The organism is Campylobacter iguaniorum (assembly GCF_000736415.1).
GTDB lineage: Bacteria > Campylobacterota > Campylobacteria > Campylobacterales > Campylobacteraceae > Campylobacter > Campylobacter iguaniorum.
Map to the genome: position 1 here is coordinate 1,038,912 of NZ_CP009043.1, position 25,043 is coordinate 1,063,954.

Sequence of the window (25,043 nt, forward strand, 5' to 3'; positions counted from 1 at the left end):
TTTATCCTTTTATATAAAATCATTTTGCCATTGTAGGGAAGTTTTGAGTAAAATTTATTGATATTAATCAAGATTATAGTATATAATTTAACTATTTATAAAATAAATAATATCTATTTAATATATTTTAAAATACGCCTATTTTTAGCATTTTATAAAAAATAATATACTATTTATATGAATATACTTGACATTATATATATTTTCTGCTAAAATCCCAACATCAATTTAAATATATGAAAGGCTTCACATGCAAAAAGAGACTTTAGCAACACACTTTGGTTACAACTCAAAAGAGGGATTTGGCTCTATGGCAGTTCCTATTTATCAGACAACGGCTTATGATTTTGGTAGTTGCGAAACTGCAGCAAATAGATTTGCACTAAAAGAACTTGGTCAAATTTACTCACGCCTTACGAATCCGACTTTAGACGTTTTTGAAGCAAGAGTTGCAGCTCTTGAAGCAGGACGTGCAGCCATAAGCACATCTAGCGGTCAAGCAGCTACATTTTTTGCAATAGCAAATTTAGCCGAAGCTGGCGATAATATCATCATTTCAAATAAAATTTATGGTGGTTCGACAACGCTTTTAACTCACACTATAAAAAGATTTGGCATAGAAGCAAGAGTTTTTGACTCAGATACAGCTGAGGATTTGGAGAGCTTGATAGATGCAAACACAAAAGCTATATTTTTTGAAACACTGTCAAACCCACAAATCGCCATACCCAATTTAGAAAAAATAGTAGAAGTAGCAAACAAATATAACATCGTGACTGTAGCAGACAACACTGTAGCTACTCCAGTTTTGTTTAACCCACTTCTAAAAGGCGTAGATATAGTAACTCACAGCGCGAGCAAATACATGAGCGGTCAAGGACTTAGCATCGCTGGAGTGGTAGTGAGCTCAGAGGGCTTAAACGACAAGCTTGTTGGCAACGACAGATATGAGCATTTCAACACTCCAGATGAGAGCTATCACGGCTTAGTTTATGCTGACATTGCGAGCGTATTTGATATCTTCACACTAAGAATCAGACTCACTCTTTTAAGAGACATTGGAGCTACATTGTCGCCATTTAATGCTTGGCAACTTATCCAAGGACTAGAAACTCTAAGCATAAGAGTTAAAGAGCATTCTAAAAATGCGCTAGAAGTTGCTAAATTCTTAGAAAATCATCCAAAAGTAAAAAGCGTGAACTATCCAGGGCTTGAAAGCTCACCACTTAATCAATATGTAAAAGCAAATTTCACTGGCGGTCTTGCTAGTGGTCTTTTGAGCTTTGATGTGGGCGATAAAGAGACTGCGGCAAGTATTTTAAACAAAGTAAAAATATTTAGCGTGGTTGTAAATATAGGCGATAGCAAATCTATCATCACTCATCCAGCTAGCACAACTCATCAACAACTAAGCGATGAAGAGCTAAAAGCTACTGGTATTGGTGGAGGACTTATCAGACTAAGCATAGGACTTGAAAACGCAAAAGATCTGATAAGCGATCTTGAAGAGGCGATGAAATGAGTTTATTAAGCACAAAAGGAGCATATGGGCTGATGTCCATATGCGAAATCTCAAAAGGAGATCAAAAAAACCCCGTCTCACTAAATGATATTTCAAAAAACATAGGAGTTTCAAGAAACTACCTTGAACAAGTTTTAAACACACTTAGAAATAGTGGCTTTGTAAGCAGCATAAAGGGCTTTAGAGGTGGATATTATCTTGTCAAAACACTTGATGAAATCACATTTTATGATATTTTTAACGCCTTAGAAAACGACTTTTGTCTAACATCTATAAAGATGGAAAATAGCTCATACGATATATTTTTTAAAGAGTACAACGAAAAATTAATCGAGCTATTTTCAAAACCACTTAGCAGCTTTGAAGATTATCAAAATCAAGCAAAAAAATATTTAAATTACGTTATATAAAGGATATATGATGAATATAGCAAACAATGTAACAGAGCTTATAGGTAAAACTCCGTTAGTAAAAATAAACAAATTTGGCAATGATGCAACTATACTTGCAAAGTGTGAGTTTTTAAACCCAGCTCACTCTGTAAAAGATAGAATAGCGCTAAATATGATAAACACAGCTATCAAAGAGGGCAAAATCAAAGACAATAGCGTGATAATAGAGCCAACAAGCGGAAATACAGGAGTTGGTCTAGCTATGGTTTGCGCTCATCTTGGGCTTAAAATGATACTTACTATGCCAAGCTCAATGAGTGTAGAGAGACAAAAACTGCTAAAAGCATTTGGTGCCAAACTTGTTTTAACTGACCCAAAATACGGAATGCAAGGCGCGGTAGATGAGGCAAATAGACTAGCAAATGAGACGCCAAATAGCTTTATCCCAAGCCAGTTTGACAATCCAGCAAACCCTGAAGCTCACAAAATCTCAACAGCGCTTGAAATACTAGAGGCTACTGATGGCAAAGTCGATATATTTGTAGCTGGATTTGGTACTGGTGGGACAGTGAGTGGAATCGGCGAAATCCTAAAAGCCAAAAATCCAAATGTCAAAATAATAGCAGTAGAACCTGCAAGCTCGCCACTTCTTAGCAAAGGTGAAGCTGGTCCACACGCCATACAAGGCATAGGGGCAAATTTCGTGCCAAAAAACTTAAACAAAAATATCATTGATGAGTTTTTTACTATAGTAAACGAAGATGCAACTAGAAGCGCAAAAGAATTAGCACAAAAAGAGGGACTTTTAGTAGGAATATCAAGTGGAGCAAATGTCTATGCAGCTTCACAAATCGCTCAAAGACCAGAGAACAAAGGCAAAACAATAGTAACTATACTTTGCGATACTGGCGAGAGATATTTATCTACTGGAATCTATGAATAAGTTTCTATAATCACTGCTGCGATGGCAAATCCGCCATCGTGAGTGATGCTTAGGCTTGAGCTTTTTATCCTAAATTTATCCACAATTTCTTTGCTAAATTTAATCATCGGAGCGCCTTTTTGGCTCTTGTAAATTTCAGCGTCCAAAAATCCAAACTCAGCAGATATCCCACACCCCAAAGCCTTGCTTATAGCCTCTTTTGCAGCCCAAAATCCAGCTAAACTAGCATCACTTTTAGCTAGATTTATCTCTTCTTCACAAAGAAATTTAGAAAGAAATTTATCCCCAAATTTAGCCTTCGTGGATGAAATTCTATCTATTTTTACTATATCGATTCCTATCATTGCACGATAAAATCAGTAAAATATACGTTTTTGATGTAGCCATCTCTTAGGGTTTCATTTATCTTTGTGACAACTTCATCTTTGAGCCTTTCTTTGCCTTTTATGGTGCTTACATCTTCGTAAGTTTTTGATGAAAGGGTTCTGATGATGATATCTCTAATCAGAGGCTTTTTCTTGTCTATTTCAGGAGTCAAAGTCTCTTCGCTAAGCTCTAAATTTAAAGTAGTCTTGAGAAATCTACTCCCGCTTTCGCTAAGTAAATTTACCAAAAATGGCTCCATAGGATACATTGGACCTACGTTAAAAAAGTCATTTGAGCGTTGTTTTGGGCTTGGAGCTGGCTGTCCTGCTGGGGCTGCAGTCGTAGCCGTAGGAGTCGCTGCTTGCTCATCAGAGCTCAGCATCAAAAACGCAACCAAACCACCTATAAATAACAAAAATACAAGTATAGCTATTATAGCTATTAAAAGGACGTTTCCGCCTTTTTTCTTCTCTTCTTTTACTTCTTCTGCCATAAATTTCCTTTTATAATAATCTATAATATGCCAAATTTGGATACTAATTTTAGTAAAATCGGCAAAAAATCAAATTTATTTCACTCTGTTTTTTAATTCGCCTATGCCTTGTATGTAGCAGACTATCTCATCGCCACTTTTTAGGTATTTTGGTGGAGTAAATCCCATACCAACACCACTTGGCGTCCCTAAAGATATGATTGTTCCAGCTTTTAGTGTCATTCCCTTGCTTAAATCGCTGATGATATAACTTGGATTAAAGATTAGCTTTGATGTGTTTGAGTTTTGCCTAAGTTCACCATTTATGTATGATTTGATATCTAGGCTTGAAGTATCTAGCTCATCATTTGTCACGATCCAAGGCCCCATTGGAGTGCTATTATCTAGGCTTTTACCATAATACCACTGTTTGTAGCGGTTTTGGATATCACGTGAGCTTATATCATTTATGATTGTCCAGCCAAATATATACTCATTTGCATCTTGTTCTGATACGTTTTTGGCATCTTTTTTGATGATAAGAGCTAGTTCGCACTCATAGTCTAGCGTGTCAGTTATATCGCTATGGGATGGTATTTCATCCCCATTTGCCACAGCTTCGTTTACTCTTTTGCCAAAATATACTGGATACTCTCTTTTGCCATCAAACTCGATTTTTTTAAATTTATACGACTCAATGGCATGCTCCATGTAATTAATCCCAAGACAGATTATATCTTGAGCAGGAAATGGCACTGGAGCTCTTTTTGTGATACTTTCATAGGATAAGCCACCGCTTTTAAGGCTCAAAGCTTTGATTTTAGCTAGCTCTTCATCGCCCATGCAAACCACTTCAAGCATCGATTTGGCTGGCACTTCGATGATACTACCATCAGCTCCTATCACTCCAACTTTATCAACGCCGCCCAAACTATAAGTTAGCAGTTTCAAGCTAGTTCCTTATCTTTTAATGTTTTAAGCAGCCTTTTGTAGCCTTTTTTTATCTCTTTTTTTGTGATATTTAATGGCGGCAAGAATCTTAAAGTATCTTTGCCAGATTTCAAGATAAGCACCCTATTTTCCATAGCTTTTGTAAATATTTTGCCTAAATTTTCTGGATTTTTCAGCACTAAGCCTTGCATAAGTCCAAGCCCTACTCTTTTGACAAATAAATTTGGAAATCTCTCAACCAAGCTATCAAGCATAGCCTCAAATTCGCTTATAGTTTCGTCTAATTTGCCGTCTACTTTTAGCTTTTCAAGCTCATCTAAAACACAAATTCCAGCAGTCGTAGCTAGGAAATTTCCACCAAAAGTACTTCCATGATCGCCAAATTTAAATATATCTTCTTTACTAGCACAAGCACCCATCGCAACGCCACCGCCAAGACCTTTGGCAAAGGTTATGATGTCTGGACTCACACCATAAATCTGGCTAGTGACAAACTCTCCAGTCCTATAAACTCCACATTGAACCTCATCGGTGATAAAGAGAATTTTCTTCTCTTTTAACACTTTAGCAAGTTTTTGAATATCAGCCTTATCAAGAGGATTTATGCCACCCTCACCTTGGACAAGCTCCACCATTACAGCTGCTGTTTTGTCGCTTAGATTTGCGATGATTTCATCAATACTACCAAAGAACTTAAACGCTTCAGGATATGGAGCGAAGTCGTTTGGATGAAATTTTTCTTGTCCTGTAAGCTTCAAAGTAGCGATTGTCCTGCCGTGAAATGAGTTTGCTAAAGAGAAAATCTCGTATTTTTTTTCTTTAAAAGAATTGCCATATTTTCTAGCTAGTTTTATAGCGCACTCATTTGCTTCAGCTCCAGAATTTGCGAAAAAAACATAATACGGCTCTCTTAAGAGCTCACACATTTTATCGCTTAATTTCTCTTGCGGTTTGATTTGGTATATATTTGAAGTATGCAAAAGAGTATGGGCTTGTTTTGATATAGTTTTTGCAAGTTTTTTGTGTGAATGACCTAAAGAACACACCCCTATCCCGCTTCCAAAATCTATATAATCTTTATCATCAAAGTCCCATAAAACAGCGCCTTTGCCCTTTTTAAATCCTAAATTTACCCTAGCATAATTTTGCATTAACATAACAACTACTCCTTATAGTGAATTTGTGGCAATCCCCAGTTTTTATAATACGCCACAAGTCGAAAAATGATCCCAAAAACGAATAATAACATTACCCAGTATATATTTGTAAATCCTGCCAAATCCATAAAATAATAAATAAAGCCCATCGCCATACTAATAGTTCCATAAAGCCCAGTTTTCAAAAACCAAGGAACTTCGTTTAAAAGCACATCTCTTAAAATACCACCGCCAACGCCGTTAAAAAACGCCACTAAAATCACTCCAAAGATGTTTAGCCCATACTCAATGCTGACGATAGCGCCAACTATAGAAAAGCTGATAACATCGACAGCGTCAGTCATAATGAAGATAAATTTTTTCTCCAAACCATGCCTTTTTTCGTGGTGCAGTTTGAATAAAATCGCAATCACCATCACGCACAAAACTATAAGCACAGGCATAAAATGCGTAAATGAATAAGCTGGACGACCCACGATCACATCTCTCATAAGCCCACCGCCAAGCGCAGTCAAAAATGCTGCCAAAAACACGCCCAGCCAGTCACAACCCCTCTTGATACCAAACAAAAATCCACTAAGTGCCGCTGATGCAATGCCTACGTATTCAGCTATCAAAAATGCTTCCATTTGCCTACTTTTGGTAATTTTTGCTGTATTTTACAATGAAACATATAAGATTAATATAAAAAAATTTATTTAAAGACCTAAATTTACTTGTTAAATTTTACGCTAAATTCGGTCTTATTGCTATCACTTTGACAAGAAATATCAAATCCAAGCTCATCACAGTATCTTTTCACAAGACTAAGCCCGATACCAAAACCACCGTTTTGCGTATCAAAACGTCTGAATTTATCGTAAATTTTGCTAAGATTTTCTTTTTTTATAGTTTCGCCATAGTTTGTTATCTGGAAGTTTTTTGCATTTAAACTTATATCTATAGTTTTGTCTTTAAAGCTGTATTTTACGGCATTTGAGATGAGATTATCTATGATTTTTTTGAGTTTTATTTGGTCTGAGTTTAGTTTTATATCTTCTAAATTTAGATTAAATTTGATATTTTTGTTTGTGGCACTCATTTCAAATATCTTCACACTTTCTAAAACAACATCTTTTACATTTATATTTTTAAGCTGATTTGGTTCGCTTTTAAGATTTAGCGCCAAATCGTTGTATAAATTTGACAAAGTTTTTGATGCAATTTTTATATTTTCTAGGTATTTTTGTGGATTTTTTTCAAACATTTCTACGCTCATCAGTATCACGCTTAGAGGCGTATTTATCTCATGAGTTGTGTCTGTGATGAAGTTATTTAGTGTTTTGATCTGTCTTAAAAGTGGCAAATACGATAATTTCACGATGAAATAGGCAATGACTGAAATAAAAAGCAAAACGAACAAACTTATGATAGTTATCTTTATTTTAAGCTCGTTTAGTTGCTCCATTGGATTTTGTGTCCTGATATCCAAAATCAAATTTATAGCCCTTCTTCTAGTGTGAATATCGCTGCTATAATACATAAAATTTTCATCAGAATAAAAGCGATCGTTAAATTTAGGCTTATCAAAGCTCTTAACTATAAACTCTTTAGCCCTTAAATCAAACAAATTTATCTCATATTCGCTTTGCAAATTTAATATTTCGTTTGTGCCACCATTTACTTTTAGCATAAACTCAATCTCATTTGCAAACGACCTCATATCTTTTGCAGTTTTTTTGAAAATATCTTCTTTTGCGTTATGATAATATAATGCCGCAAAAAACACCAAAAACATAGTACTCGTGATAGTGTAAAGTAAAAATATAGGTAGTATATATTTTTTATGAGACATATTCGTATCCAAGCTTTGAGTGACTTATGATCTTTTCATTTCCGATTATTTTTCTTAGATTTCTTATATAGACCCTAAGGCTTAGCTCACTTGGCATTTCGCCCATATCCCAAATTTGCGAATAAATATCATCTCTGGTTAGAATAGTGTTTTTGTTTTTCAAAAAAAGCGCTAAAAGCTCACTCTCTTTTTTAGCCAGTGGCACCATTTTATCACCCTTTAAAAGGCGTTTTTGAAGTATGTCAAATTTGAGTTCATTATTTATGGTTATAAACTCATCATTTTGATTGTGGTTGAAGTTTCTTTTTAGTATGTTTTGAACTCTTAGAAGCAGTTCAGCAAGCTCGAAAGGCTTTTTTATGTAGTCATCGCAGCCGACTTTGAAGCCGCTTGTGACATCACTCATCGCGTTTAGCGACGTGGCAAATATACAAGGAGTCCCTACTCCGCTATTTCTTAGCTCATCTAAAAGCTCAAATCCATTGCCACGGGTAATCTTGACATCAAAGATGAAAAGGTCAAATTTACTCTCATAAGCTAAGCTCAAAGCCTCTTCATAATTATCAGTTGAGACAACTTCATAACCAGAGCTTTCAAGATATGAACTCATCATATCTTGAAGCATTGGCTCATCTTCTAGGACGAGAATTTTATTCATGTATTATCTATTTGGACAGTTTGGGTTCATTCCAGCTCCCATGCCACGACCCATACCAGCGCCCATATTTGAGCCACAATTCATCATTCCTTGACCCATACCAGCACCCATATTTGAGCCACAATTTCTCATGCCTTGTTTTTTCATGATACCTCTGCAAACTCTTGGATTAAAGTATTCGTCTTTGCCTAAAGTTGCCATATTTTTTCTCATTTGCATTTGGAACTCTTTCCAAAAGTCATCTGATTGAGCTGGAGTCATATTTTTTGTAACTTCAAATATTTCATTATGCATTTTAGTGCAAACATCTCTTATTTGTAATTCTTTTGCGCTAGCATCTTTTTTTGCTGCAAACATTTTATTGCTAAGCTCTATAGCTTGATTATTTGCTCCAAACGCCAAAGTGCCAAGTACTGACGCAGCTAAAACTGCTGATAAAATCTTTTTCATTTCATATCCTTTTTCTTGAAATATGTTGGAATTATAAAACAAATTTGTTTAGTCATTGTGAATTTAAAACAAACCGTTGATTTTTTCTATGAAATCAACTGGACTTACTTGTACTCCACTAACCATCACGCCAAAATGAAGATGTGGGCCACTGACCCGTCCACTATTTCCACTAAGCCCTATTATATCGCCCTTTTTGACCTTATCGCCAACCTTTACATTTAAATTACTCAAATGATAATACTGTGTGTAAATCCCACCGCCATGATCGATAACTACGCCGTTTCCTGCGTAATACCTATCTTTTGCTATCTTTACGATTCCATCATTTGCAGCTAGCACGTTTTGACCTATAGGAGCTCTAAAATCCATACCGCTATGATAGCTTTTTACTTGATTATTAAAAACCCTAGCAGTCCCAAACTCACTTGTGACAAAGCTATTCATAGGAGCCATAAATTTGCTATCAAAATACAAATTATCCCCAAAAACTCTATATATCGCATTTGCTTCATTTTTTTCTTTGGCTATGCGTTTTAAGACTGATTTTGGCGGATTTACTTTTGCATTATCGACTGTGATTTTTTCTTTTTTGTAGTTTTTTTTAGCTATATCAAACTCGAAATTTCCGCTTACACCGTTTAAAGAGTTTGTGACGGTGATACCTTTTGTATCATAATATCCTGCTGGAATAAATGCTATTTTTTGATTTTTTTGTGTTGGATGTGGTATCCACGGCAATTTTTTGTCATTTACGCTTAAATTGCCAGCGTATTGTGATTCTATGGTTATTATCTCAATCTCTCCATTTGTGATACTTGCACCAAATGAAAATGAAAAAAATAATAAAAGAAACAGTATTTTTCTCATAAACTCCCTTTATTTTTAGAAAATCATACCATTTTTAACTTTAAATTTGCATCACACATAGTACAAAGCCACAAATCTTTTCCTGCTTATTGGCGAGTATTGACTTAGATATTCGTACGCCTCTTCAGCGTCACTTCCTGTGAGATTTTTTACATTTTCAATAAGCTCAAAAAGCTCTTCATCGTCTAAGTTTTCAAACTCCACGCACTCTTCTAAAGCTTCTTGCACCATTGCTTCTACTTCTAATTCATCATATGTCAAAACTTTTTCCTTATCTATTTTTGCGAATAATATCTAAAATACCTTAAAACTCACTTGGAAAAATAAAAAATTTTGATATCTTTTATTGATGTATAGCTATTTTTATTATTTTTGTTTAAGTTAAATTTAACTACAATTCAATATTTTATTTGATAGTGCTTATTATAATCTATAATCAAATTAAAAATAAAATTAAAGAGAAAATATGAACCCAAATTTAGAGCTTTTAGCAAATCTCATCCCACATTTCTCACTCATACACAGCAGTCCTGGACGCATAAGAGTAAGAGTTTTGCCAAGTATAAAAGAGATGAAATCTCATATAAATTTAGAAAATTTTAGCGATATTGATAGCATCATATCTAAAATAAACGGCATACAAAATGTTAAATTTAACAAGCTTATAGGCTCAGTAACGATCATTTATGATAATAGTGTATTTCCAGAAGCTCTTTGGATAAATCTACTAAATGGCGTAAATTTGGAGCTAATTTCGCAAAAAATCAATCAAATAGCAAAGGATTTTGATGCAAACAGATCTTGAAAATTACTCAAAAGAGCAGATTTTTAATCTTGCTTACAACTACGAATACAAAGGCATTTTGATATATTCAAATTTTAAAAATATATCTATTTTTGATGAAATTCTAGTCATAAAACAAAATGGAGTCCAGCTTTTAAAAACAACTAGTGAACAAAAAAACTACAAACTAGAAAACCAAATTCATCAAGTCTTAAACCCGGATTTTATAGATGAAAAGCTCATTGTAGCTATTAATTACGAGCTTGAATTAATCAAATTTTATGAATCTGCTTGCAAGCTAATAAAAGATGATGAGCAAGACTTGTTTTTTAGACTTTGGGCTACATCATCAAACGAATACATTCCAGCGCTAAAATCTGCTCTAAATTCGCTTAAATTTGACACTCAAAAAGAGCAAATAAATGGCGTCTGGCTAGAAAACAGCCAAATACAAAATTTCTTAGACCAAGCCACAAAAATAGCAAATGGCGATGCCTCAAAAGAAGATATAAACGCTCTTGTAAATCATCCAAATTTCTCATTTTTTGGTGGGGTTGTGGCTGGTGGGTTAGTCGGTATGCTTATAAATGAAATCACAAAGGAAAAAAATGATGAATAATACTCCAAATAAAGGATTTAAAATGGCAATTCCATTTATCGCAGGTGTTGCTCTTGGCGGGCTGGCTATATATGCTTTTAATAACAGAAAAATTATCAAAGACAAGCTAATATGCGGCTTTCAAAAAGGTAAAGATGTGGCTGTAAAAACGCTAAATAGCCAAAACCAAGACGCAAAAACAGAGCCAAAAAAAAGAGCAACCAGAGCCAAAAAACAACCACCAAAACCAGAGACAATAACCGATGCAAAATAGACTATTTTCGGCTTCAAGACTAGCTGGGGATAACTTTTTAAGCGGTAGCCTTATAGGATTTATAGGGACTGGAGCTCTTAACTACTCTTTGGTGCAAAATGGCAAACTAGATTCAAAAACAGCGCTTAAAAAGACTATTAAATTTAGCCTTGAAAGTGGCACGGCTGCTGGTTTTGGTATCGCAGCTTCAAATAATTTAGTTATGAAAAATTATGCAGGTGCAGCTCTAAATTTAGGAGCTGGAATATGCTCAATATGGCTTATAAACTCACTTATAAAAATAAAGGAAACAAATGACAAATCCATATTTAAACAACCAACAAAATAGTAACTCAAAAGTAGATAATACCATAAATGACTTTGCAAAAGAGATACCTTTTATACCAGAAAATTTCAACACGGCTGGCTTTTTAAAAGGCGTTTTGATAGGTGCTGGGCTGACTTATGTACTAACAAACCAAAAAGCCAGCCAAGCTCTTTTTAAAGCCATAGTAAAAGCTGGAAACCTCTTACAAAGTGGCACAGAAGAGCTAAAAGAGAGATTTGAAGATGCTAAGGCTGAGATAAATGCCCAAAAATAGCTTTAAAATCGTTAGTCACACTGGCAATAGAGTAAGGCTAACATCAAATAGCTTAAAAGATTGTGATGAAAAGCTCCTTGAAGCTCTGATTTTAAAACTAGATGAAATAAGTAGTGTCCGTGTAAATAAACTAGCAAAAAGTATAATTTTTACTTATAATTATGGCTTAAACTCTATTTTAAAAACGCTAGAAACGATAAATATCAAAGAGTTAAAAGTAGCAAATAATCTTCCTAGCAAATCTGAAATTTACAAATCAGCTGTCACGCTAGCCCTAACAAGCCTGAGTAATAACAACAAATTAAACGCACTAGCAACCCTGTATAGCTCATCAAATTTGTTTAAAGAAGGTGCTTTGGAGCTACTTCATGAAGGACTTACTAGCAAAAGTTTAGAAGCTCTAGCAGTTGGTGTGAGCCTTGCAAGAGGCGATTATCCAGCGGCAAATGGCACAAATTTGCTTTTGAGCCTTGGCGAATACATAGAAGAAAGCACAGTCCATAAAAGTGACGATCTCATAAAAGAGTTAGCCAAACCAAATGTCAAAGAGGCTTGGATCGAGATCAAAAATAGCAGTGGCGAAAAAGAGTTAAAGCTAATTAATACAAAAGATATAAAAGTCGGTGACATAGTAGTAGTGGGTGCTGGACAAAGCATAGCAATAGATGGATATATCGTAGATGGAAGTGCTAGCATAAATCAAGTAAGCATGACAGGAGAAGCCCAGCCAACCAAAAAAGAGCGTGGCGATAGAGTCATGAGTGGAACTATCGTAGAAGAAGGCAGGATTAAAATTTGGGCTGAGCTTATAGGCGATGAGACCGCAACAAGTCGCATCAAAAAATATATCCAAGCTAGTCTAAATGAAAAATCAAACATCGGACTAAAAGCCACAAAATTAGCAAACAAGCTAGTCCCTGTCACTTTAGGTCTTGCAGGTCTTAGCTACGTCTTTAACCAAAACACAATGGCAATGGCTTCAGTTTTGCAAGCTGATTATTCATGTGCTTTAAAGCTAGCAACTCCAGTTGCTTTTAAAACTAGCATTAGCAAAGCCGGAAGAGATGGGATTCTTATAAAAGGCGCAAAGGCTATAGAAGCCCTAGGGGCTGCAGATACTTTTGTTTTTGACAAAACTGGCACACTAACGCACGGCAATCTAAGCGTAGCAGATATTATTAGTTTTGATAAAAATTTGAGCAGCGATGAGCTTTTAAATTTAAGTGCAAGTGCTGAAGAACACTATTTTCACCCAGTCGCAGAAGCCATAGTAAAAGCTGCTCGCCAAAGAGGATTTAAGCATATTCACCACGAAGAAGTTGAGTTTATCGTAGCTCATGGTGTAAGAACGGTTGTAAAAAACAAAGAGCTTATCATAGGAAGTCGTCACTTTTTAGAAGATGATGAAATGATTGATTTTTCGGCTCATAAAGACAGATTAAACGAGCTTGAAAACAGTGATTTGGCGCTACTATTTATAGCTTATGATAAAAAACTCATAGGAGTTATATCTCTAAAAGATGAGATTAGAACTAATGCAAAAGAGTGCCTAATAGCGCTAAAACAAAACGGTGTCAAAGAGATCATTATGCTAACAGGAGATGTAAGTAGCAAGGCAAAAGATGTAGCTCTTAGCCTTGGCATAGATAGGGTTTTTGCCAACTGTCTTCCAACAGACAAAGCCAAAATCATAGAAGATCTTAGAGCTAGTGGGAAAAATGTCGCATTCGTAGGAGATGGAATAAATGACGCTCCAAGCCTTGTAAAGGCAAATGTAGGCATAAGTATGAGCAAGGGTGCAGATATAGCAAAAGCAAGCGCTGATATAAGCCTTTTAAAAGATGATATATGTTCAGTATCTAAAGCAAAACTCATCGCAAATAAAACAATGTCAAAAATAAATGCAAATTTTAAAGCAACAGTTGGCATAAACTCAGCCATTTTACTTGGAGCGACATTTGGAAAACTCAGTCCAATCCAAACAGCCATACTCCACAACGGAACGACAATCGCACTGCTATTAAATTCGCTAAATAGTATAAAAACAAAATAGGAAATAAAAATGCAAAAACTAAGTGGCAAACTTCTAAATTTGGATTTTCAAAGAAAAACTGCTAAAATTTGTATGGCAACAAGCCTTGGCATACTTACCATAACAGCTTTTAATACCAAAAACAAAACATCAGCAAAGCTCCATACAATAGCTGGAATTGCGATGGTTGGATTTAGCTTATGGCATGCTAATCTTTATGGCACAAAGTATGCAAATTTTTTAAAAAAACAGAGTAAAACACTCACGGAGAGTTCAAAAACATGAAGATATTTTTTGCATTTTTATTAGCTATTTTTTACGTTGGTTGTGCCAAAAATATAAATATTCAAAAAGATGAAGCACCACAAGTGCCATTTCAAGATGAAAATCAAACTTATAATATAGAAATTTCATATATGAATCCAAACGAGCAAAATGAAAAAGATATTTTGCTAGCTTATGGAAGCTATTTAGATGATGCAAAAGTCGAGTTACAAGAGGATATAGCGGTAAATTTAATAGGCAAAAAAGAGCTGCAAAAGGCTAAATTTGATGCTATGGCTAGACAAATTGCAGGATATTTAAGAGATTTTAGAGGGATTAAAAACCAAGTTTTAATCGCTTATAAATTAGACGAAAAGACGCTTTTTAAAGGTAAATTTTAGTATTTTAGACAAAAATAATGACCAATTTAATCAAATTCATTTAAAGATTTATTGTAATTTTCAAGGATTTTACTAAAGTTATCGCGCAAGCTAATTGGGCTTAAAACCACCATATCAGGAAACCAGCGCCTAAGCTGCATAATCATCATCTCATCACTTGTAATCTCATAACTGATCTTGACCCAACCATTTTTGCATTTGCCAACTATTTTTTGTGAATGAAAAAACCGCTTTTGCTCGAAATATTTTGCGACATTTGGCGAAACTGCGACAACGCATTCATAAGGCTCTTTCTTATATCCGTCCATAAAAGTTTCGCTATTTCTAACAAAATTTTCAGTATAATCATCTATATAAAATTGAGCTTTTTTAATCACGACATCTTTGATGAAACATAGCCTAAGCACCTTATATCCATTATTTTCATGAGTATCACAAAGAGTTGCTAGCTGCCAATTGCCTTTAGAATATATGATTTTTATGATTTTAACATTTTTTAGCACCGTTTCATTATAGGTCAAATCGCAATATCGTCTAAATTTAATCGCTTTTTGTATTAGCCCAAATATCTTTAAATTTGGACTTTGTTCGTGTGGGCTACCTTTGATTAAAAACACACTTGCAAGCTCTTTTTTAAGTTTGTCATCAACTTTTTTATAAGTATGAGGCATAAATTTAGAAAAGCCAGGATTGATAATATGAAGCATATCTATAAGCTTTTCACTCTCATCTTGGCGCTCATTTGGTGCGACAAAGCGTTGAAAAAGTTCTTTGTTTTTACATATATATGAGCCTTGAGAAATACTAAAAATAGTATCTTCTCCAAAAAACTCACGCAAATCTTGGATATATCTTCTGATAGTTCGCTCGCTTAAACCACTTTTTATAGCGTAGTTTTTGACTAAAACCTCACGACCAGAAGTTAGCTCATCCAAAAGCTCCAAAATCTCAAAGATCTTTTTATTTTTCATCGCTTTGCCTTAAATTTAGCCTAATTCTACCACAATCCTAAAACTTTCCACCAAACTGAACCGATTATTATCCATATAGCTAAATTTATCAAAGTAATAATAAAGCCAAGCCTCCACCACTCATTTTGCGTATTATATCCAGCACCAAAAATAATAGGAGCTGGAGCACCACCATAATGAGTGACAGGCATCATTAAATTTGATGCATATGCAAAGACAAGAGCTACAAAAACACCATTTGCTCCAGCAGCTATTGCAACTGCTCCAAATGTAGCATACATCGCTGTTATATGCGCTGTCAAACTAGCAAAAAAGTAATGAGTAAATACATAAACAATAACCAAAATTCCCATTACCAAAGTCCAGTTAAATCCACTCATAGTGCCACTCATCCAGCCAGCAAACCAAGTAACAAAGCCAAGCTTAGAAAGACCTCCAGCTAATGTTATTAAAGAGCCCATCCAAATAAGAGTATCCCAAGCGCCTTTTTCGCAAATAAAATCATTCCATTCCAATACACCAAAGACAAGCATAACACAAACTGCTATCATACCAACAGTTGTTGCATTTAGCCCTGTGATGCTTCCAGTTGCCCATAAAATCAAAGCGCCTATAAAGACAAAAATCATCACGATTTCACTTCTTTTAAGCGAACCAAGCTTGGCAAGTTCGGCTTTTGCTATCTTTTTGCCCTCAGGATAATCTTTTATTTGGGGTGGATAAATTTTATAAAGTACGTAGGGTATCACAGCCAAAGAAACAAGGGCTGGGACTATCGCACCCATCGCCCAAAGTCCCCAAGAAATCTCAACGCCAAAAGTAGTTAGTGCCAAACTAGCTATAAGTGGATTTCCTGCCATTGAGGTAAGAAACATACCGTTTGTTATCGCGTTTCCTTGCCATAATGTCTGCATAAAAAACGCACCAGCTTTTTTGCGTGTATCACCTTGTTCAGAACCCAAAGCACTTGAAAGAGATTTGACAATAGGAAAAAGTATACCACCTGCTCTTGCGCCACTACTTGGCATAGCAGGAGAGATGATAGCATCACTTATAACTATAGAATATCCAAGCTTTAATGTACTATCTCCCAATAAACTTATAATCTTATAAGCTATGCGTTTGCCAAGCCCTGTTTTGATAAAACCTCTTGCAATCATAAACGCACAAACAATTAACCAAATGGTCGTACTTGCATATCCGCTTAATGCTTGGGCTGGTTTCATAACATTTGTTAAAACTGCTATTGTAACTCCAAAAAACGCAACCGCCCCAATAGGAAGCGGTTGTAATATTAACCCCAAAATAGTGGCTAGTACAATAGCAAAAAGATGCCAGGCTTGGGTAGTCACTGCATCAGGATGAGGCAAAAACCATACCAAAACACCGATTGCTACTATTATAAAGCCTTTTATAAATTTGCTTTTCATTTTAAACCTTTATAAATTTAACCCAAAATATCTTTGCTATTTGCAACCACGCGATCGACAAATTCAGCACTCAAACCGATATATTTTTCTGGTTGCATAATCTCTTCAAGATCAGCTCTTGTAAAATATTTCGCCACCTCTTCACGCTCTAGCAAATCATCAATCACAGGTTTGCCATCAGTAAAAGCTTTCATACATACTTCATAAACTATCCCATGAGCCGATAAACGACCAAGTTTTTCACCAAGATGTAGCATGACAGCTTCACTTAACATAGCACCTTTAAGCTTATTTAAATTTTCTTTCATATGCTCTGGATAGACGATTAAATTTTCCAAAATATCATTTGTGCTTTCCAGCGCGTTTGCCAAATGGATTGAAGCTTTTGGCACACAATCCCATTCTACTAATTCGCAACTCCAATCACGCTCATTTTCGCAAAACATAGCCTCAACAGCTAGTGGAGCTTGGGAACGAACTATGCGAGATTGAGCTATTACACCTTCGCAAACTTGTGGATTTCTTTTATGTGGCATAGTGGAGCTTCCTACTTTTCCCATAAAAAATGGCTCTTCAACTTCGCAAATCTCAGTTCTTTGTAAACTTAAAATTTCTCTTGCTATTTTTCCTAAAGTTCCAGCAATAATAGCCAAAACACTTACATACTCAGCTATATGATCCCTACTAGGATGCCAAGAAATCACTGGTTGATTAAGCCCAAGATCTTCCATCATAAGACGTTGCATTTCAAGACCTTTACCCTCTTGAGAGGCCAAAGTTCCAACAGCTCCACTAAGTTGCCCTACAAATAATCTTGGTTTTATCTCTTCTAATCTATCTAAACTACGGCGAATTTCTTGTGCCCACATCGCTGTTTTAAAACCAAATGTTATAGGCAAAGCGTGTATGACGTGGGTTCTGCCAGCCATAACTGTATTTTTATACTTTTGCGAAATTTCAATACACCAAGCATAGCTTTTGGTTAAAAGTTTTGTGATGAGTGCGTGAGCTTCACGAATTTGAAGTACAAGTCCATTATCCATAATATCTTGGCTTGTAGCACCCCAATGCACAAACTCACCACTATCATCATCAAAAGCTTTTTTAAAAACTTTAAGAAGAGGAACTATAGTAATCGAACTCTTATAGCCCTCGCCTATCTCATCTAAATTCAAAAGCTCAGCTTTAGCAAATTTTGTTATTTTATCTGCTCTTTCTTGGGTGATGATTCCTAATTTTGCTTGAGCTCTAGCTAGAGCTGCTTCTGTGTCCAACCATTTTTGTGTTCTATTTTCATCGCTAAAAATTTTATTCATCTCTTCACTTGCAAAAAGCACACCAAAAACTCTACTATCTATAGTACTTGAAGCCATTTTGTTCTCCTTAAATTTAATCTGTAATGGAATTTTAATCACTCTTGCGGTCAGAATTTGACCATTTTTAATTTAATTTATATTTTGCAAATTTAATAGATAATAAAATATTGCTAAAAGCAAATGAAGTGCGTCAGATTAGATATTTGAGTGATGTATAAAAATTATTTTAATTTATTTTTTTACCATGTAGAGTTGCTCAAAAACGTGAATATTTCTAAATTTGAGATTTCTGCTACCACGATAAGCGTTGTATTTTTGCTCTTTTAAGGATACTTTGCCGATTTTGGCTAAATTGAGCAAAAACTCGTCCTTGTCTATAAAGCCTTCGTTGTTAAATGAGATTAGCAAGTATTTGGAGTTTAGCTCATTTAACAGCTCAAAAAACGCTTCACTGGCCTCTTTTTTTTTGTTATAAACGCTTCTATTCCAGTCTTTTGGAATCCCGCTAACTCTGCTTATGTCGCTTGGTTTTTCGTATTTTGCGACTAAATTTAGCATAAAATAGTTTGAGCCATAAGGGTGCTGATTGTATGGTGGATCAAGGTAAGTGATATCAACTTTTTGCATATTTTTTGCAAAATCAAAAGCATCTTTTTGGCTGACTTCGTAATCGCATTTGAAATTTGAAAAAATTGGCTTTTTTAAGCTCATATCTGATTTTATACGTTTAAGAGCATTTTCGCCACTCCCGCCAAATTTGCCAATGCCACTTTTATCTTTATAAAAACCCTTAAAAACGCCACTTGTGTTTGTATGATTGCTGACTAGATAGAGAAGTGGAGCTAGAAAATATGGTTGCAAATTTGCTGGGATTTGGTCGATATTTTGTCTTATTGTGTCTATAAATTTGGCATTTCGTTTAGTGAAAAACACTCTGTCGTTTTGCGTGATACACTCTTCATTTTTGGGCGCGTAAAGCTCGGTTATAAATCCAGATTCCAGATTAGAAATCCGATTTAGTTTATCAAAATAAAAGTTGATATTTTGGGATAAATCTTCATCTAAATTTGAAAGATAACACTCATTTATAACCTTAGAATACAGCTCCAAATCATTGGCAAAAATCACGCTAGAATGGGATTTGGCAAGCCTTGAGACGACTCCAGAACCGCTAAAAAGATCCACAAAGCTGATTTTGTCTTTGCCAAGATCACTTTTAGCAGATTTGATTCCATCTTCAATGAAGTCTAATAAAGAGCGTTTATTGCCAAGATAAGTAATAAGCTGCTCTTTTAAAAACTCTGAGTTTTCACTCATAAAGTGATTTCCTTGATGTCTGCGACCTTCAAAAACGCCTTGTAAATTTGACCTATTAGGGCGATTCTATTGGCTTTGATATTTGGATTTTCGTGGTTTATCATCACACTATCAAAGAATTTATCTATCGCATCTTTTAGCCCAAATAACTCATTTAGATATTTTGAAATGTCACTTTCATCAAGGCTTAAAGCTTTAAATTTAGCATTTAGCTCTTTTTCGCTTTCATCTTCAAACAAACTCTCATCAACGCTTAAAATTTCGCTATCTTTGATAATGTTTGCTAGACGTTTGAAAGTAGAGAAGTTTTCTTTGAAACTATCAGATTTACTTATTTCATCAAGTGCCAAAATGGCTGAATTTAGGCGTTTTAAATCGCTCTCGCCGCTATTTAAACAAGCCTTGATGACTGAAGTATTTGCATCATACATAGTATAAAGTCTGTCGTATATAAAGCTCTCAAGCGCTTTTATATCAAACTCTTTGTAACTACTTTTTATAGAGTTAAGCACATTTTTGACATCGAAATTTATATCTAAATTTAGCACAATTTTTATGATTCCAGCTGCGGCTCTGCGAAGTGCGTAAGGGTCTTTGTTGCCATTTGGGATTTTGTTTATACTAAATAATCCCATCAAGTTATCAAGCTTGCAAGAGATGGCAACTATACTAGAAAACAGCGTTCTAGGGCATAAACTACCCTCGCCACTAGGCAGATACTGCTCTTTTATCGCGTCAATCACAAATGGATTTTCCTTACGGTACGCTGCGTAATATCCGCCCATTACACCTTGAAGATTTGTAAACTCATAAACCATGCCAGTAGTAAGATCGGCCTTGCTAAGCATTACAGCGCGGTCAAGCTCATGCTCATAATCCCCATCAAACTCAAATCTAAGCTCTCTATCGTAAATTTTCGCTAAGCTTCTTGCGATATCACGCTCTCTGATTTCTTTGTCATACATACTTCCAAGCTCGGTTAGGTATGTTATGGTCTTTAGCTTTTCGCTGCTAAACTCACTAGCAAGGTCATTCTCCCAAAAGAACTTAGCATCGCTTAGCCTTGCTCTTAGTACCTTTTCGTTTCCTCTAATAATCAAAGAATAATCATCGCAAATTTGGTTGCTAACTACCACAAAATGGTTGCTTAGCTCGCCAGAGGCGTCGTGAAGCGGGAAGTAGCGTTGGTTTTCTTTCATAGAAGTTATGATGACTTCGCTTGGCACTTCTAAGAACTCTTTTTCAAACTCTCCAAGCAACGCCGTAGGATACTCAGTGATCGCTACAACTTCATCAAGAAGCTCTAAATCAAGCTCGATTTTCAAGCCACTTTTGGCCTCAATTTGTTTAAACTCGCTTAAGATTTTTTCTTTTCTAAGTGCGCTTTTTAGCGTTATTCCATTTTGCTCAAGCTTAGCAAAATACTCATCAATGCTATCAAATTTAACCAAGTCATAGCCAAATTTTCTATGTGGATAAAACGCCTTCCCACTTCTCACACCATAAATCTCAAAATCCAAACTACGCTCGCCCAAAATACAAACAAGTGAGCGAATCGGACGTATAAACTCATGCTCACCATTTCCCCATCTCATGGACTTTCCAAAGTTTAGTGAATGGATAAATTTATCCACCATAACCGGAAGCAATTCATCGGTAGCTTTGCCTTTTACCACGCTTTTGTGATACAAAACCTCTTTGCCTTTTATCTCTTTGAAGCTTAGCTCATCCTCGCTTATCCCGCATTTATTTGCAAAGCTTTTTGCAGCCGCACTCCAAGAGCCATTTTGCAAGGCTACTTGCTTTGGAGCTCCTATGTTTTCCACCTCAAGATCTGGCGCAAACTCTGGAATATCACCACTTAAAACAAGACGTCTTGGAGTATAATCAAACCCAAATTCACTCTCCAGCCCAAACTCATCTAAAAGAGATTTCCATTTTGGTTTTATGTTTTTTAGTTCCTTTAAAAAAGGAATGGCAGGTAGCTCTTCGACACCTATTTCTATTAAAAATTTCATTGTTTCTCTCCGTTTTTTATTTTATCTTTCATCTCTTTTCTTTTAGCCATTATCTCATCTCTTTTCTTGTTTTTATCCATCATTTGGCGGTTGAATCCCACTACCATGACAAAGACCAAAAGCACAGTCAAAACCCACATCAAAAAAGTTATAAAATCGCCCATATCTTCCTCATTGCTACTTTTGCATTATGATAGCTTCTAAGCTCAAATGGTCTGAACTAGATGATTTTTTGGTCTTAAATGAGTCACTTTTTACCACCAAATCAGGGCTATATATTATATGATCGATTGCCCTGCCACTCACGTGTGATTTTCTATCAAATTTAGCGACCAAATCCCAAGCGTTTTTAAACGTGCTAAAATCTTTTAGTAAAAATTTATAACCAAATTCACTGTTAAAATCGCCCAAAACTACTGTGTTTTTTTGCTGAAAAATCGCTGATTTTAAAGCATCTGCAGCCGTTTTTTGCTTTTTGATACCATTTTTCTTTGCTGGGAAATGAACGCAAAAAAGCTTCATTATTTTACCATCAAATTCCACATCTATGGATAAAATCGGTCTAGTTTTGACATCTTTGACAATAAATTTTTGGCTATCTTTGATAGCGATTTTAGACAAAAATCCGAGCCCAAAAGGCGATTTTGCATCCAATGTGGCAAATTTATAGTATTCATATCCGCTTATTTTAGCCAAATCTTTTAGCACATTTTCATTTTCTATCTCTTGCAAAGCTATTATATCGGCGTCTATTTGCTTGATTAAATTTGATGTAGATTTTAGCTTTTTTTCATACTCAAATTTGCTCCAACGGCCGTTTTTAAAGTCCTTGTATTCGCTGCCATTTTCTACGGCGTCAAAGAGATTTTCAGTATTAAAACTAGCAATTTTTAGCTCGCCAGCTAAAGCAAAAATAGCAAAAAATAGTAAAACTAAAACTCGCAAACTTCGCTCCTAAAGTCAAAATTTGATATATTTTGTCTTATGGCTTCATAGGTTATTATTCCCACGCTTGTAGCTTGATTTAGGCTTCTGCCATTGTTTGTCATCGGTATAGTTATACAATTTGGCTTATTTAATCTCATTATTTCAAGCGGCAGCCCATGACCTTCTGAGCCAAAGAATATAAAATCATTTGGCTTAAATTTAGCCTCGAAATATAGCTGATTTGTCTTAGTCGTAGCAAAGAAAAATCTATCTTGAAATTTAGCATTCTCAGCCATAAACTCATCAAAACTCTCCCAAATTTTAGGATTTAGCTTCGCCCAGTAATCAAGCCCCGCGCGCCTTAAATGCTTATCATCTATCTCAAATCCAAGAGGTTTTATAAGATGAAGTGTGCAACCAGCATTGACACACATTCTGCCGATGCTTCCAGTATTTGTGTGGATCTCAGGATAAACCAAAACTATGTTAAACATCTAAAAAATCACCGTTTTGTTACCATGTACGAAAACTCGCTCATCAAAAACAAGATCAAGCGCGTTGCTAAGGACGGTTTTTTCGACGTTTCTACCAGCTTTTTGCATATCTTTCCAGCCCATTTCGTGATTTACCCTAACGACATCTTGGGTGATGATAGGCCCCTCATCAAGGTCATTTGTCACGAAGTGCGCTGTGGCTCCGATAATCTTAACTCCACGCTCATGAGCTTGTTTATAAGGATTTGCGCCGATGAAAGCTGGAAGAAATGAGTGGTGAATATTTATGATTTTTTTTGGATAATTTGCCACAAAATTTGGGCTTAAAATCCTCATATATTTTGCTAAAACCATGTAGTCAAATTTATATTTTTTAAGCTCGTTTAAAACAGCTAATTCATGCTCTTCTCTGCTTAAATTTTCAGTACTTATCAAAGTAAAAGGTATGTCAAATTTTTCTACCAAAGGCTTTAGAGTATCGTGGTTTGCTACCACGCCTAAGATATTTGCATTTAGCTCTCCACTGCTGTGTTTGATGAGTAGATCGCCCAAGCAGTGATTTTCTTTTGTCGCAAGGACTATTATATCTTTTTTGCGAATTTCTTCACAAAAAATCCCTGCATCTCGTGGCAAAAACGCACTCAAAGTGTTTTTAAACTCGCTCACATTTATATCGCCGACCATAACTGCACGCATATAAAATCTCTCATTTTCGTGATCGACAAATTCACTTGTACTGACGTAGTTTAATCCATTTTTAAAGACTATTTCGCTAACTCTTAGGATAAGACCTTTTTCATCAAAACAGTCAATTTTTAAAATATAATTCAAAATCTCTCCAAAAATTTAAAAAAATTGGCTAGATTATAGCGTTTTTTTACTAAAATATAGATTATCTGCTAGTTGTGAGTTGCTTGAAGTGACGTTATATTTGACATAATTTTTAGCGAACTAGAAAGATAATCTTTGCTTAGTTTTGTGTGCGTGAGCGAATTAAGCTTTGAGCCAGTTTCTATGAAATTTTCAATATTTAAAAGTGATTTTTCAAGGTTTTTTAGAGTGATTTTTTGCATATTAGGACAGGTCGAGATAGTTAATGCGATAATAGTTTTATCCAGATTTTGTTTTTGTAGCTCTAAAACAAGCTCATAATCAGCTCCAATAGCCCATTTTTTATCATTTGAGCCTTTTATCATCTCATAAATATCATCGCTAGAACCGACGAAATCAGCTCGTTTTGCCACGCCCTCACTGCAGTCAAAATGAACTGCTATTTTTATATCTTTAAATTTAGCTTTAACATTTCTAATATGCTCTATTTTAAACTTTTGATGTACTCCACAACAAGCGTCATATAAAAATAGTTTTGCCTTTGACAAGTCGCCTTTGCATTTTAACGATAAATCTTTGGCAAAAATAGCTATTTCTTCTGGCTTGATACCAAGCTCGTTTGCACAGTTTAACGCTAGATAAAAATTTGGATAGCAAAAAATCGGTCTATCTTGTTTTAGATAATAATCCATAATCTGCTTTGCATTTGAGCCAGTACATGGTGATCCGTCAAATTTATCACAGATTCCTTGTTGGCTTATGAGTGAGTTTATATAGACTACTGGCGCGCATTTTTTCTCAGTAAGTGAATTTATCATCAAAATGGTGTTACTTACGGTAACAAAATCAATAGAGTCAGCCATCAAACATTTAGCATTTGGATCAGGAAGTATGACTTTTTGTCCATTTTTAGCAAACATAGATATGCTTTGAGCGATAAAAGAAACACCACATAATATTATAAATTTAGCATTGCTTTTTGCACACTGCATTATGAGATCGTATGAGCTGCCTACGATGTTTGCGTACTTTCTTATCTCTTGGCTTTGATAGTAGTGGGCTGCGATTAAAATATCGTCGCCATATTTGTCTAGAATTTGGCTTATATGCGACTCTTTCACCAGACCTCCTTTTAAAATAACTATTTTTTGGTTATCAAAATAACAGATCCAAATTTATGTATATTTTAA

The 25,043-nt window shown here is 35.3% G+C and carries 31 protein-coding genes; 11 read left to right on the plus strand and 20 right to left on the minus strand.

Annotated elements, in window-relative coordinates; genetic code table 11:
* Window positions 1-250: 250 nt before the first annotated feature.
* The 3 genes from CIG1485E_RS05140 to cysK are packed head-to-tail and all read left to right on the plus strand — an operon-like array spanning window position 251 to window position 2,857.
* The gene (locus CIG1485E_RS05140) at window positions 251-1,522 is read left to right on the plus strand and encodes an O-acetylhomoserine aminocarboxypropyltransferase/cysteine synthase family protein (RefSeq protein WP_038454414.1); all 1,272 of its coding nucleotides are present in this window, start codon (window positions 251-253) and stop codon (window positions 1,520-1,522) included.
* A complete protein-coding gene (locus tag CIG1485E_RS05145) occupies window positions 1,519-1,932 on the plus strand; it encodes an RrF2 family transcriptional regulator (protein ID WP_081867140.1) in 414 nt (137 codons plus the stop codon). The genes CIG1485E_RS05140 and CIG1485E_RS05145 overlap by 4 nt, the downstream gene beginning before the upstream one ends.
* A gap of 10 nt (window positions 1,933-1,942) precedes the next feature.
* Entirely contained in the window at window positions 1,943-2,857 is a 915-nt protein-coding gene (gene cysK / locus CIG1485E_RS05150) for a cysteine synthase A (protein WP_038454416.1), read from the plus strand.
* Here cysK and acpS read toward each other — a convergent pair.
* The 10 genes from acpS to CIG1485E_RS05200 all read right to left on the minus strand — a co-directional run bounded on the left by acpS (window position 2,848) and on the right by CIG1485E_RS05200 (window position 9,876).
* Entirely contained in the window at window positions 2,848-3,201 is a 354-nt protein-coding gene (gene acpS / locus CIG1485E_RS05155) for a holo-ACP synthase (RefSeq protein ID WP_038454418.1), read from the minus strand. The genes cysK and acpS overlap by 10 nt on opposite strands.
* Complete coding sequence (gene fliL / locus CIG1485E_RS05160; RefSeq protein WP_038454420.1) at window positions 3,198-3,716, minus strand: flagellar basal body-associated protein FliL; 519 nt, start codon at window positions 3,714-3,716, stop codon at window positions 3,198-3,200. Before fliL ends, acpS begins: the two co-directional genes overlap by 4 nt.
* 75 nt (window positions 3,717-3,791) lie before the next feature.
* Window positions 3,792-4,646: a fumarylacetoacetate hydrolase family protein gene (locus CIG1485E_RS05165; RefSeq protein ID WP_038454423.1), complete on the minus strand. Its 855-nt coding sequence runs from the start codon at window positions 4,644-4,646 to the stop codon at window positions 3,792-3,794.
* A complete protein-coding gene (locus tag CIG1485E_RS05170; RefSeq protein WP_038454425.1) occupies window positions 4,643-5,803 on the minus strand; it encodes an aspartate aminotransferase family protein in 1,161 nt (386 codons plus the stop codon). The genes CIG1485E_RS05165 and CIG1485E_RS05170 overlap by 4 nt, the downstream gene beginning before the upstream one ends.
* Before the next feature lie 5 nt (window positions 5,804-5,808).
* Window positions 5,809-6,432: a trimeric intracellular cation channel family protein gene (locus CIG1485E_RS05175; RefSeq protein WP_038454427.1), complete on the minus strand. Its 624-nt coding sequence runs from the start codon at window positions 6,430-6,432 to the stop codon at window positions 5,809-5,811.
* Between the two features lie 83 nt (window positions 6,433-6,515).
* Entirely contained in the window at window positions 6,516-7,637 is a 1,122-nt protein-coding gene (locus CIG1485E_RS05180) for a sensor histidine kinase (protein WP_038454429.1), read from the minus strand.
* Window positions 7,627-8,295 (minus strand): response regulator transcription factor, encoded by a 669-nt coding sequence (locus CIG1485E_RS05185; protein WP_038454431.1) that lies wholly within the window; start codon window positions 8,293-8,295, stop codon window positions 7,627-7,629. The genes CIG1485E_RS05180 and CIG1485E_RS05185 overlap by 11 nt, the downstream gene beginning before the upstream one ends.
* A gap of 3 nt (window positions 8,296-8,298) precedes the next feature.
* Window positions 8,299-8,745: a Phr family secreted Rap phosphatase inhibitor gene (locus CIG1485E_RS05190; protein WP_144242175.1), complete on the minus strand. Its 447-nt coding sequence runs from the start codon at window positions 8,743-8,745 to the stop codon at window positions 8,299-8,301.
* Window positions 8,746-8,808: 63 nt separating this feature from the next.
* Window positions 8,809-9,615: a peptidoglycan metallopeptidase Pgp3 gene (gene pgp3 / locus CIG1485E_RS05195; protein ID WP_038454433.1), complete on the minus strand. Its 807-nt coding sequence runs from the start codon at window positions 9,613-9,615 to the stop codon at window positions 8,809-8,811.
* 51 nt (window positions 9,616-9,666) lie between these two features.
* On the minus strand, window positions 9,667-9,876 hold the full coding sequence (locus tag CIG1485E_RS05200) for a hypothetical protein (RefSeq protein ID WP_038454435.1): 210 nt from the start codon (window positions 9,874-9,876) through the stop codon (window positions 9,667-9,669).
* 205 nt (window positions 9,877-10,081) lie between these two features.
* Here CIG1485E_RS05200 and CIG1485E_RS05205 point away from each other — a divergent pair, with 205 nt between their 5' ends.
* The 8 genes from CIG1485E_RS05205 to CIG1485E_RS05240 are packed head-to-tail and all read left to right on the plus strand — an operon-like array spanning window position 10,082 to window position 14,549.
* A complete protein-coding gene (locus CIG1485E_RS05205; protein WP_038454437.1) occupies window positions 10,082-10,420 on the plus strand; it encodes an HMA2 domain-containing protein in 339 nt (112 codons plus the stop codon).
* Window positions 10,404-11,018 (plus strand): hypothetical protein, encoded by a 615-nt coding sequence (locus CIG1485E_RS05210; RefSeq protein WP_038454439.1) that lies wholly within the window; start codon window positions 10,404-10,406, stop codon window positions 11,016-11,018. Before CIG1485E_RS05205 ends, CIG1485E_RS05210 begins: the two co-directional genes overlap by 17 nt.
* On the plus strand, window positions 11,008-11,271 hold the full coding sequence (locus CIG1485E_RS05215; protein ID WP_038454441.1) for a hypothetical protein: 264 nt from the start codon (window positions 11,008-11,010) through the stop codon (window positions 11,269-11,271). Before CIG1485E_RS05210 ends, CIG1485E_RS05215 begins: the two co-directional genes overlap by 11 nt.
* The gene (locus tag CIG1485E_RS05220) at window positions 11,261-11,599 is read left to right on the plus strand and encodes a hypothetical protein (RefSeq protein ID WP_051870932.1); all 339 of its coding nucleotides are present in this window, start codon (window positions 11,261-11,263) and stop codon (window positions 11,597-11,599) included. Before CIG1485E_RS05215 ends, CIG1485E_RS05220 begins: the two co-directional genes overlap by 11 nt.
* Window positions 11,565-11,852 carry an oxidoreductase gene (locus CIG1485E_RS05225; protein WP_038454442.1) on the plus strand — a complete coding sequence of 96 codons (288 nt, stop codon included), beginning with the start codon at window positions 11,565-11,567 and terminating at the stop codon, window positions 11,850-11,852. The genes CIG1485E_RS05220 and CIG1485E_RS05225 overlap by 35 nt, the downstream gene beginning before the upstream one ends.
* On the plus strand, window positions 11,839-13,905 hold the full coding sequence (locus CIG1485E_RS05230; RefSeq protein ID WP_038454444.1) for a heavy metal translocating P-type ATPase: 2,067 nt from the start codon (window positions 11,839-11,841) through the stop codon (window positions 13,903-13,905). The genes CIG1485E_RS05225 and CIG1485E_RS05230 overlap by 14 nt, the downstream gene beginning before the upstream one ends.
* Window positions 13,906-13,914: 9 nt before the next feature.
* Window positions 13,915-14,169, plus strand: coding sequence for a hypothetical protein (locus tag CIG1485E_RS05235; protein ID WP_038454446.1), 255 nt, complete (start codon window positions 13,915-13,917; stop codon window positions 14,167-14,169).
* The gene (locus tag CIG1485E_RS05240; RefSeq protein ID WP_038454448.1) at window positions 14,166-14,549 is read left to right on the plus strand and encodes a hypothetical protein; all 384 of its coding nucleotides are present in this window, start codon (window positions 14,166-14,168) and stop codon (window positions 14,547-14,549) included. The genes CIG1485E_RS05235 and CIG1485E_RS05240 overlap by 4 nt, the downstream gene beginning before the upstream one ends.
* A gap of 26 nt (window positions 14,550-14,575) precedes the next feature.
* Here CIG1485E_RS05240 and CIG1485E_RS05245 read toward each other — a convergent pair whose 3' ends face one another.
* The 10 genes from CIG1485E_RS05245 to CIG1485E_RS05285 all read right to left on the minus strand — a co-directional run bounded on the left by CIG1485E_RS05245 (window position 14,576) and on the right by CIG1485E_RS05285 (window position 24,974).
* A complete protein-coding gene (locus tag CIG1485E_RS05245) occupies window positions 14,576-15,520 on the minus strand; it encodes a WYL domain-containing transcriptional regulator (RefSeq protein ID WP_038454450.1) in 945 nt (314 codons plus the stop codon).
* A 26-nt stretch (window positions 15,521-15,546) separates the two neighbouring features.
* Window positions 15,547-16,950 carry an anion permease gene (locus tag CIG1485E_RS05250; RefSeq protein WP_051870933.1) on the minus strand — a complete coding sequence of 468 codons (1,404 nt, stop codon included), beginning with the start codon at window positions 16,948-16,950 and terminating at the stop codon, window positions 15,547-15,549.
* A 17-nt stretch (window positions 16,951-16,967) separates the two neighbouring features.
* Window positions 16,968-18,323 carry an adenylosuccinate lyase gene (gene purB, locus CIG1485E_RS05255; protein WP_038454452.1) on the minus strand — a complete coding sequence of 452 codons (1,356 nt, stop codon included), beginning with the start codon at window positions 18,321-18,323 and terminating at the stop codon, window positions 16,968-16,970.
* 174 nt (window positions 18,324-18,497) lie between these two features.
* Entirely contained in the window at window positions 18,498-19,583 is a 1,086-nt protein-coding gene (locus CIG1485E_RS05260) for a DNA adenine methylase (protein WP_038454454.1), read from the minus strand.
* Complete coding sequence (gene glyS / locus CIG1485E_RS05265) at window positions 19,580-21,601, minus strand: glycine--tRNA ligase subunit beta (protein WP_038454456.1); 2,022 nt, start codon at window positions 21,599-21,601, stop codon at window positions 19,580-19,582. The genes CIG1485E_RS05260 and glyS overlap by 4 nt, the downstream gene beginning before the upstream one ends.
* The gene (locus CIG1485E_RS09515) at window positions 21,598-21,765 is read right to left on the minus strand and encodes a hypothetical protein (RefSeq protein ID WP_197408297.1); all 168 of its coding nucleotides are present in this window, start codon (window positions 21,763-21,765) and stop codon (window positions 21,598-21,600) included. The genes glyS and CIG1485E_RS09515 overlap by 4 nt, the downstream gene beginning before the upstream one ends.
* A 13-nt stretch (window positions 21,766-21,778) precedes the next feature.
* Window positions 21,779-22,546 carry an endonuclease/exonuclease/phosphatase family protein gene (locus tag CIG1485E_RS05270; protein ID WP_051870934.1) on the minus strand — a complete coding sequence of 256 codons (768 nt, stop codon included), beginning with the start codon at window positions 22,544-22,546 and terminating at the stop codon, window positions 21,779-21,781.
* Window positions 22,534-23,022: a tRNA (cytidine(34)-2'-O)-methyltransferase gene (locus CIG1485E_RS05275; protein ID WP_038454458.1), complete on the minus strand. Its 489-nt coding sequence runs from the start codon at window positions 23,020-23,022 to the stop codon at window positions 22,534-22,536. The genes CIG1485E_RS05270 and CIG1485E_RS05275 overlap by 13 nt, the downstream gene beginning before the upstream one ends.
* A complete protein-coding gene (purU, locus tag CIG1485E_RS05280; protein WP_038454460.1) occupies window positions 23,023-23,853 on the minus strand; it encodes a formyltetrahydrofolate deformylase in 831 nt (276 codons plus the stop codon).
* 68 nt (window positions 23,854-23,921) lie between these two features.
* A complete protein-coding gene (locus CIG1485E_RS05285) occupies window positions 23,922-24,974 on the minus strand; it encodes a quinolinate synthase NadA (protein ID WP_038454462.1) in 1,053 nt (350 codons plus the stop codon).
* Window positions 24,975-25,043 lie beyond the last annotated feature (69 nt).

Excerpts from the sequence above, each read along its gene's own strand:
- CIG1485E_RS05245 (WP_038454450.1), bottom strand. The coding sequence starts at position 15,520 with ATGAAAAATAAAAAGATCTTTGAGATTTTGGAGCTTTTGGATGAGCTA.
- CIG1485E_RS05140 (WP_038454414.1), top strand. The coding sequence starts at position 251 with ATGCAAAAAGAGACTTTAGCAACACACTTTGGTTACAACTCAAAAGAG.
- CIG1485E_RS05225 (WP_038454442.1), top strand. The coding sequence starts at position 11,565 with ATGACAAATCCATATTTAAACAACCAACAAAATAGTAACTCAAAAGTA.
- CIG1485E_RS05275 (WP_038454458.1), bottom strand. The coding sequence starts at position 23,022 with ATGTTTAACATAGTTTTGGTTTATCCTGAGATCCACACAAATACTGGA.
- CIG1485E_RS05205 (WP_038454437.1), top strand. The coding sequence starts at position 10,082 with ATGAACCCAAATTTAGAGCTTTTAGCAAATCTCATCCCACATTTCTCA.
- CIG1485E_RS05215 (WP_038454441.1), top strand. The coding sequence starts at position 11,008 with ATGATGAATAATACTCCAAATAAAGGATTTAAAATGGCAATTCCATTT.
- CIG1485E_RS05250 (WP_051870933.1), bottom strand. The coding sequence starts at position 16,950 with ATGAAAAGCAAATTTATAAAAGGCTTTATAATAGTAGCAATCGGTGTT.
- CIG1485E_RS05145 (WP_081867140.1), top strand. The coding sequence starts at position 1,519 with ATGAGTTTATTAAGCACAAAAGGAGCATATGGGCTGATGTCCATATGC.
- pgp3 (WP_038454433.1), bottom strand. The coding sequence starts at position 9,615 with ATGAGAAAAATACTGTTTCTTTTATTATTTTTTTCATTTTCATTTGGT.
- CIG1485E_RS05175 (WP_038454427.1), bottom strand. The coding sequence starts at position 6,432 with ATGGAAGCATTTTTGATAGCTGAATACGTAGGCATTGCATCAGCGGCA.
- CIG1485E_RS09515 (WP_197408297.1), bottom strand. The coding sequence starts at position 21,765 with ATGGGCGATTTTATAACTTTTTTGATGTGGGTTTTGACTGTGCTTTTG.
- purB (WP_038454452.1), bottom strand. The coding sequence starts at position 18,323 with ATGGCTTCAAGTACTATAGATAGTAGAGTTTTTGGTGTGCTTTTTGCA.
- fliL (WP_038454420.1), bottom strand. The coding sequence starts at position 3,716 with ATGGCAGAAGAAGTAAAAGAAGAGAAGAAAAAAGGCGGAAACGTCCTT.
- CIG1485E_RS05260 (WP_038454454.1), bottom strand. The coding sequence starts at position 19,583 with ATGAGTGAAAACTCAGAGTTTTTAAAAGAGCAGCTTATTACTTATCTT.
- cysK (WP_038454416.1), top strand. The coding sequence starts at position 1,943 with ATGAATATAGCAAACAATGTAACAGAGCTTATAGGTAAAACTCCGTTA.
- CIG1485E_RS05220 (WP_051870932.1), top strand. The coding sequence starts at position 11,261 with ATGCAAAATAGACTATTTTCGGCTTCAAGACTAGCTGGGGATAACTTT.
- CIG1485E_RS05240 (WP_038454448.1), top strand. The coding sequence starts at position 14,166 with ATGAAGATATTTTTTGCATTTTTATTAGCTATTTTTTACGTTGGTTGT.
- CIG1485E_RS05230 (WP_038454444.1), top strand. The coding sequence starts at position 11,839 with ATGCCCAAAAATAGCTTTAAAATCGTTAGTCACACTGGCAATAGAGTA.
- CIG1485E_RS05235 (WP_038454446.1), top strand. The coding sequence starts at position 13,915 with ATGCAAAAACTAAGTGGCAAACTTCTAAATTTGGATTTTCAAAGAAAA.
- CIG1485E_RS05180 (WP_038454429.1), bottom strand. The coding sequence starts at position 7,637 with ATGTCTCATAAAAAATATATACTACCTATATTTTTACTTTACACTATC.
- CIG1485E_RS05190 (WP_144242175.1), bottom strand. The coding sequence starts at position 8,745 with ATGAAAAAGATTTTATCAGCAGTTTTAGCTGCGTCAGTACTTGGCACT.
- CIG1485E_RS05185 (WP_038454431.1), bottom strand. The coding sequence starts at position 8,295 with ATGAATAAAATTCTCGTCCTAGAAGATGAGCCAATGCTTCAAGATATG.
- acpS (WP_038454418.1), bottom strand. The coding sequence starts at position 3,201 with ATGATAGGAATCGATATAGTAAAAATAGATAGAATTTCATCCACGAAG.
- CIG1485E_RS05210 (WP_038454439.1), top strand. The coding sequence starts at position 10,404 with ATGCAAACAGATCTTGAAAATTACTCAAAAGAGCAGATTTTTAATCTT.
- glyS (WP_038454456.1), bottom strand. The coding sequence starts at position 21,601 with ATGAAATTTTTAATAGAAATAGGTGTCGAAGAGCTACCTGCCATTCCT.
- CIG1485E_RS05170 (WP_038454425.1), bottom strand. The coding sequence starts at position 5,803 with ATGTTAATGCAAAATTATGCTAGGGTAAATTTAGGATTTAAAAAGGGC.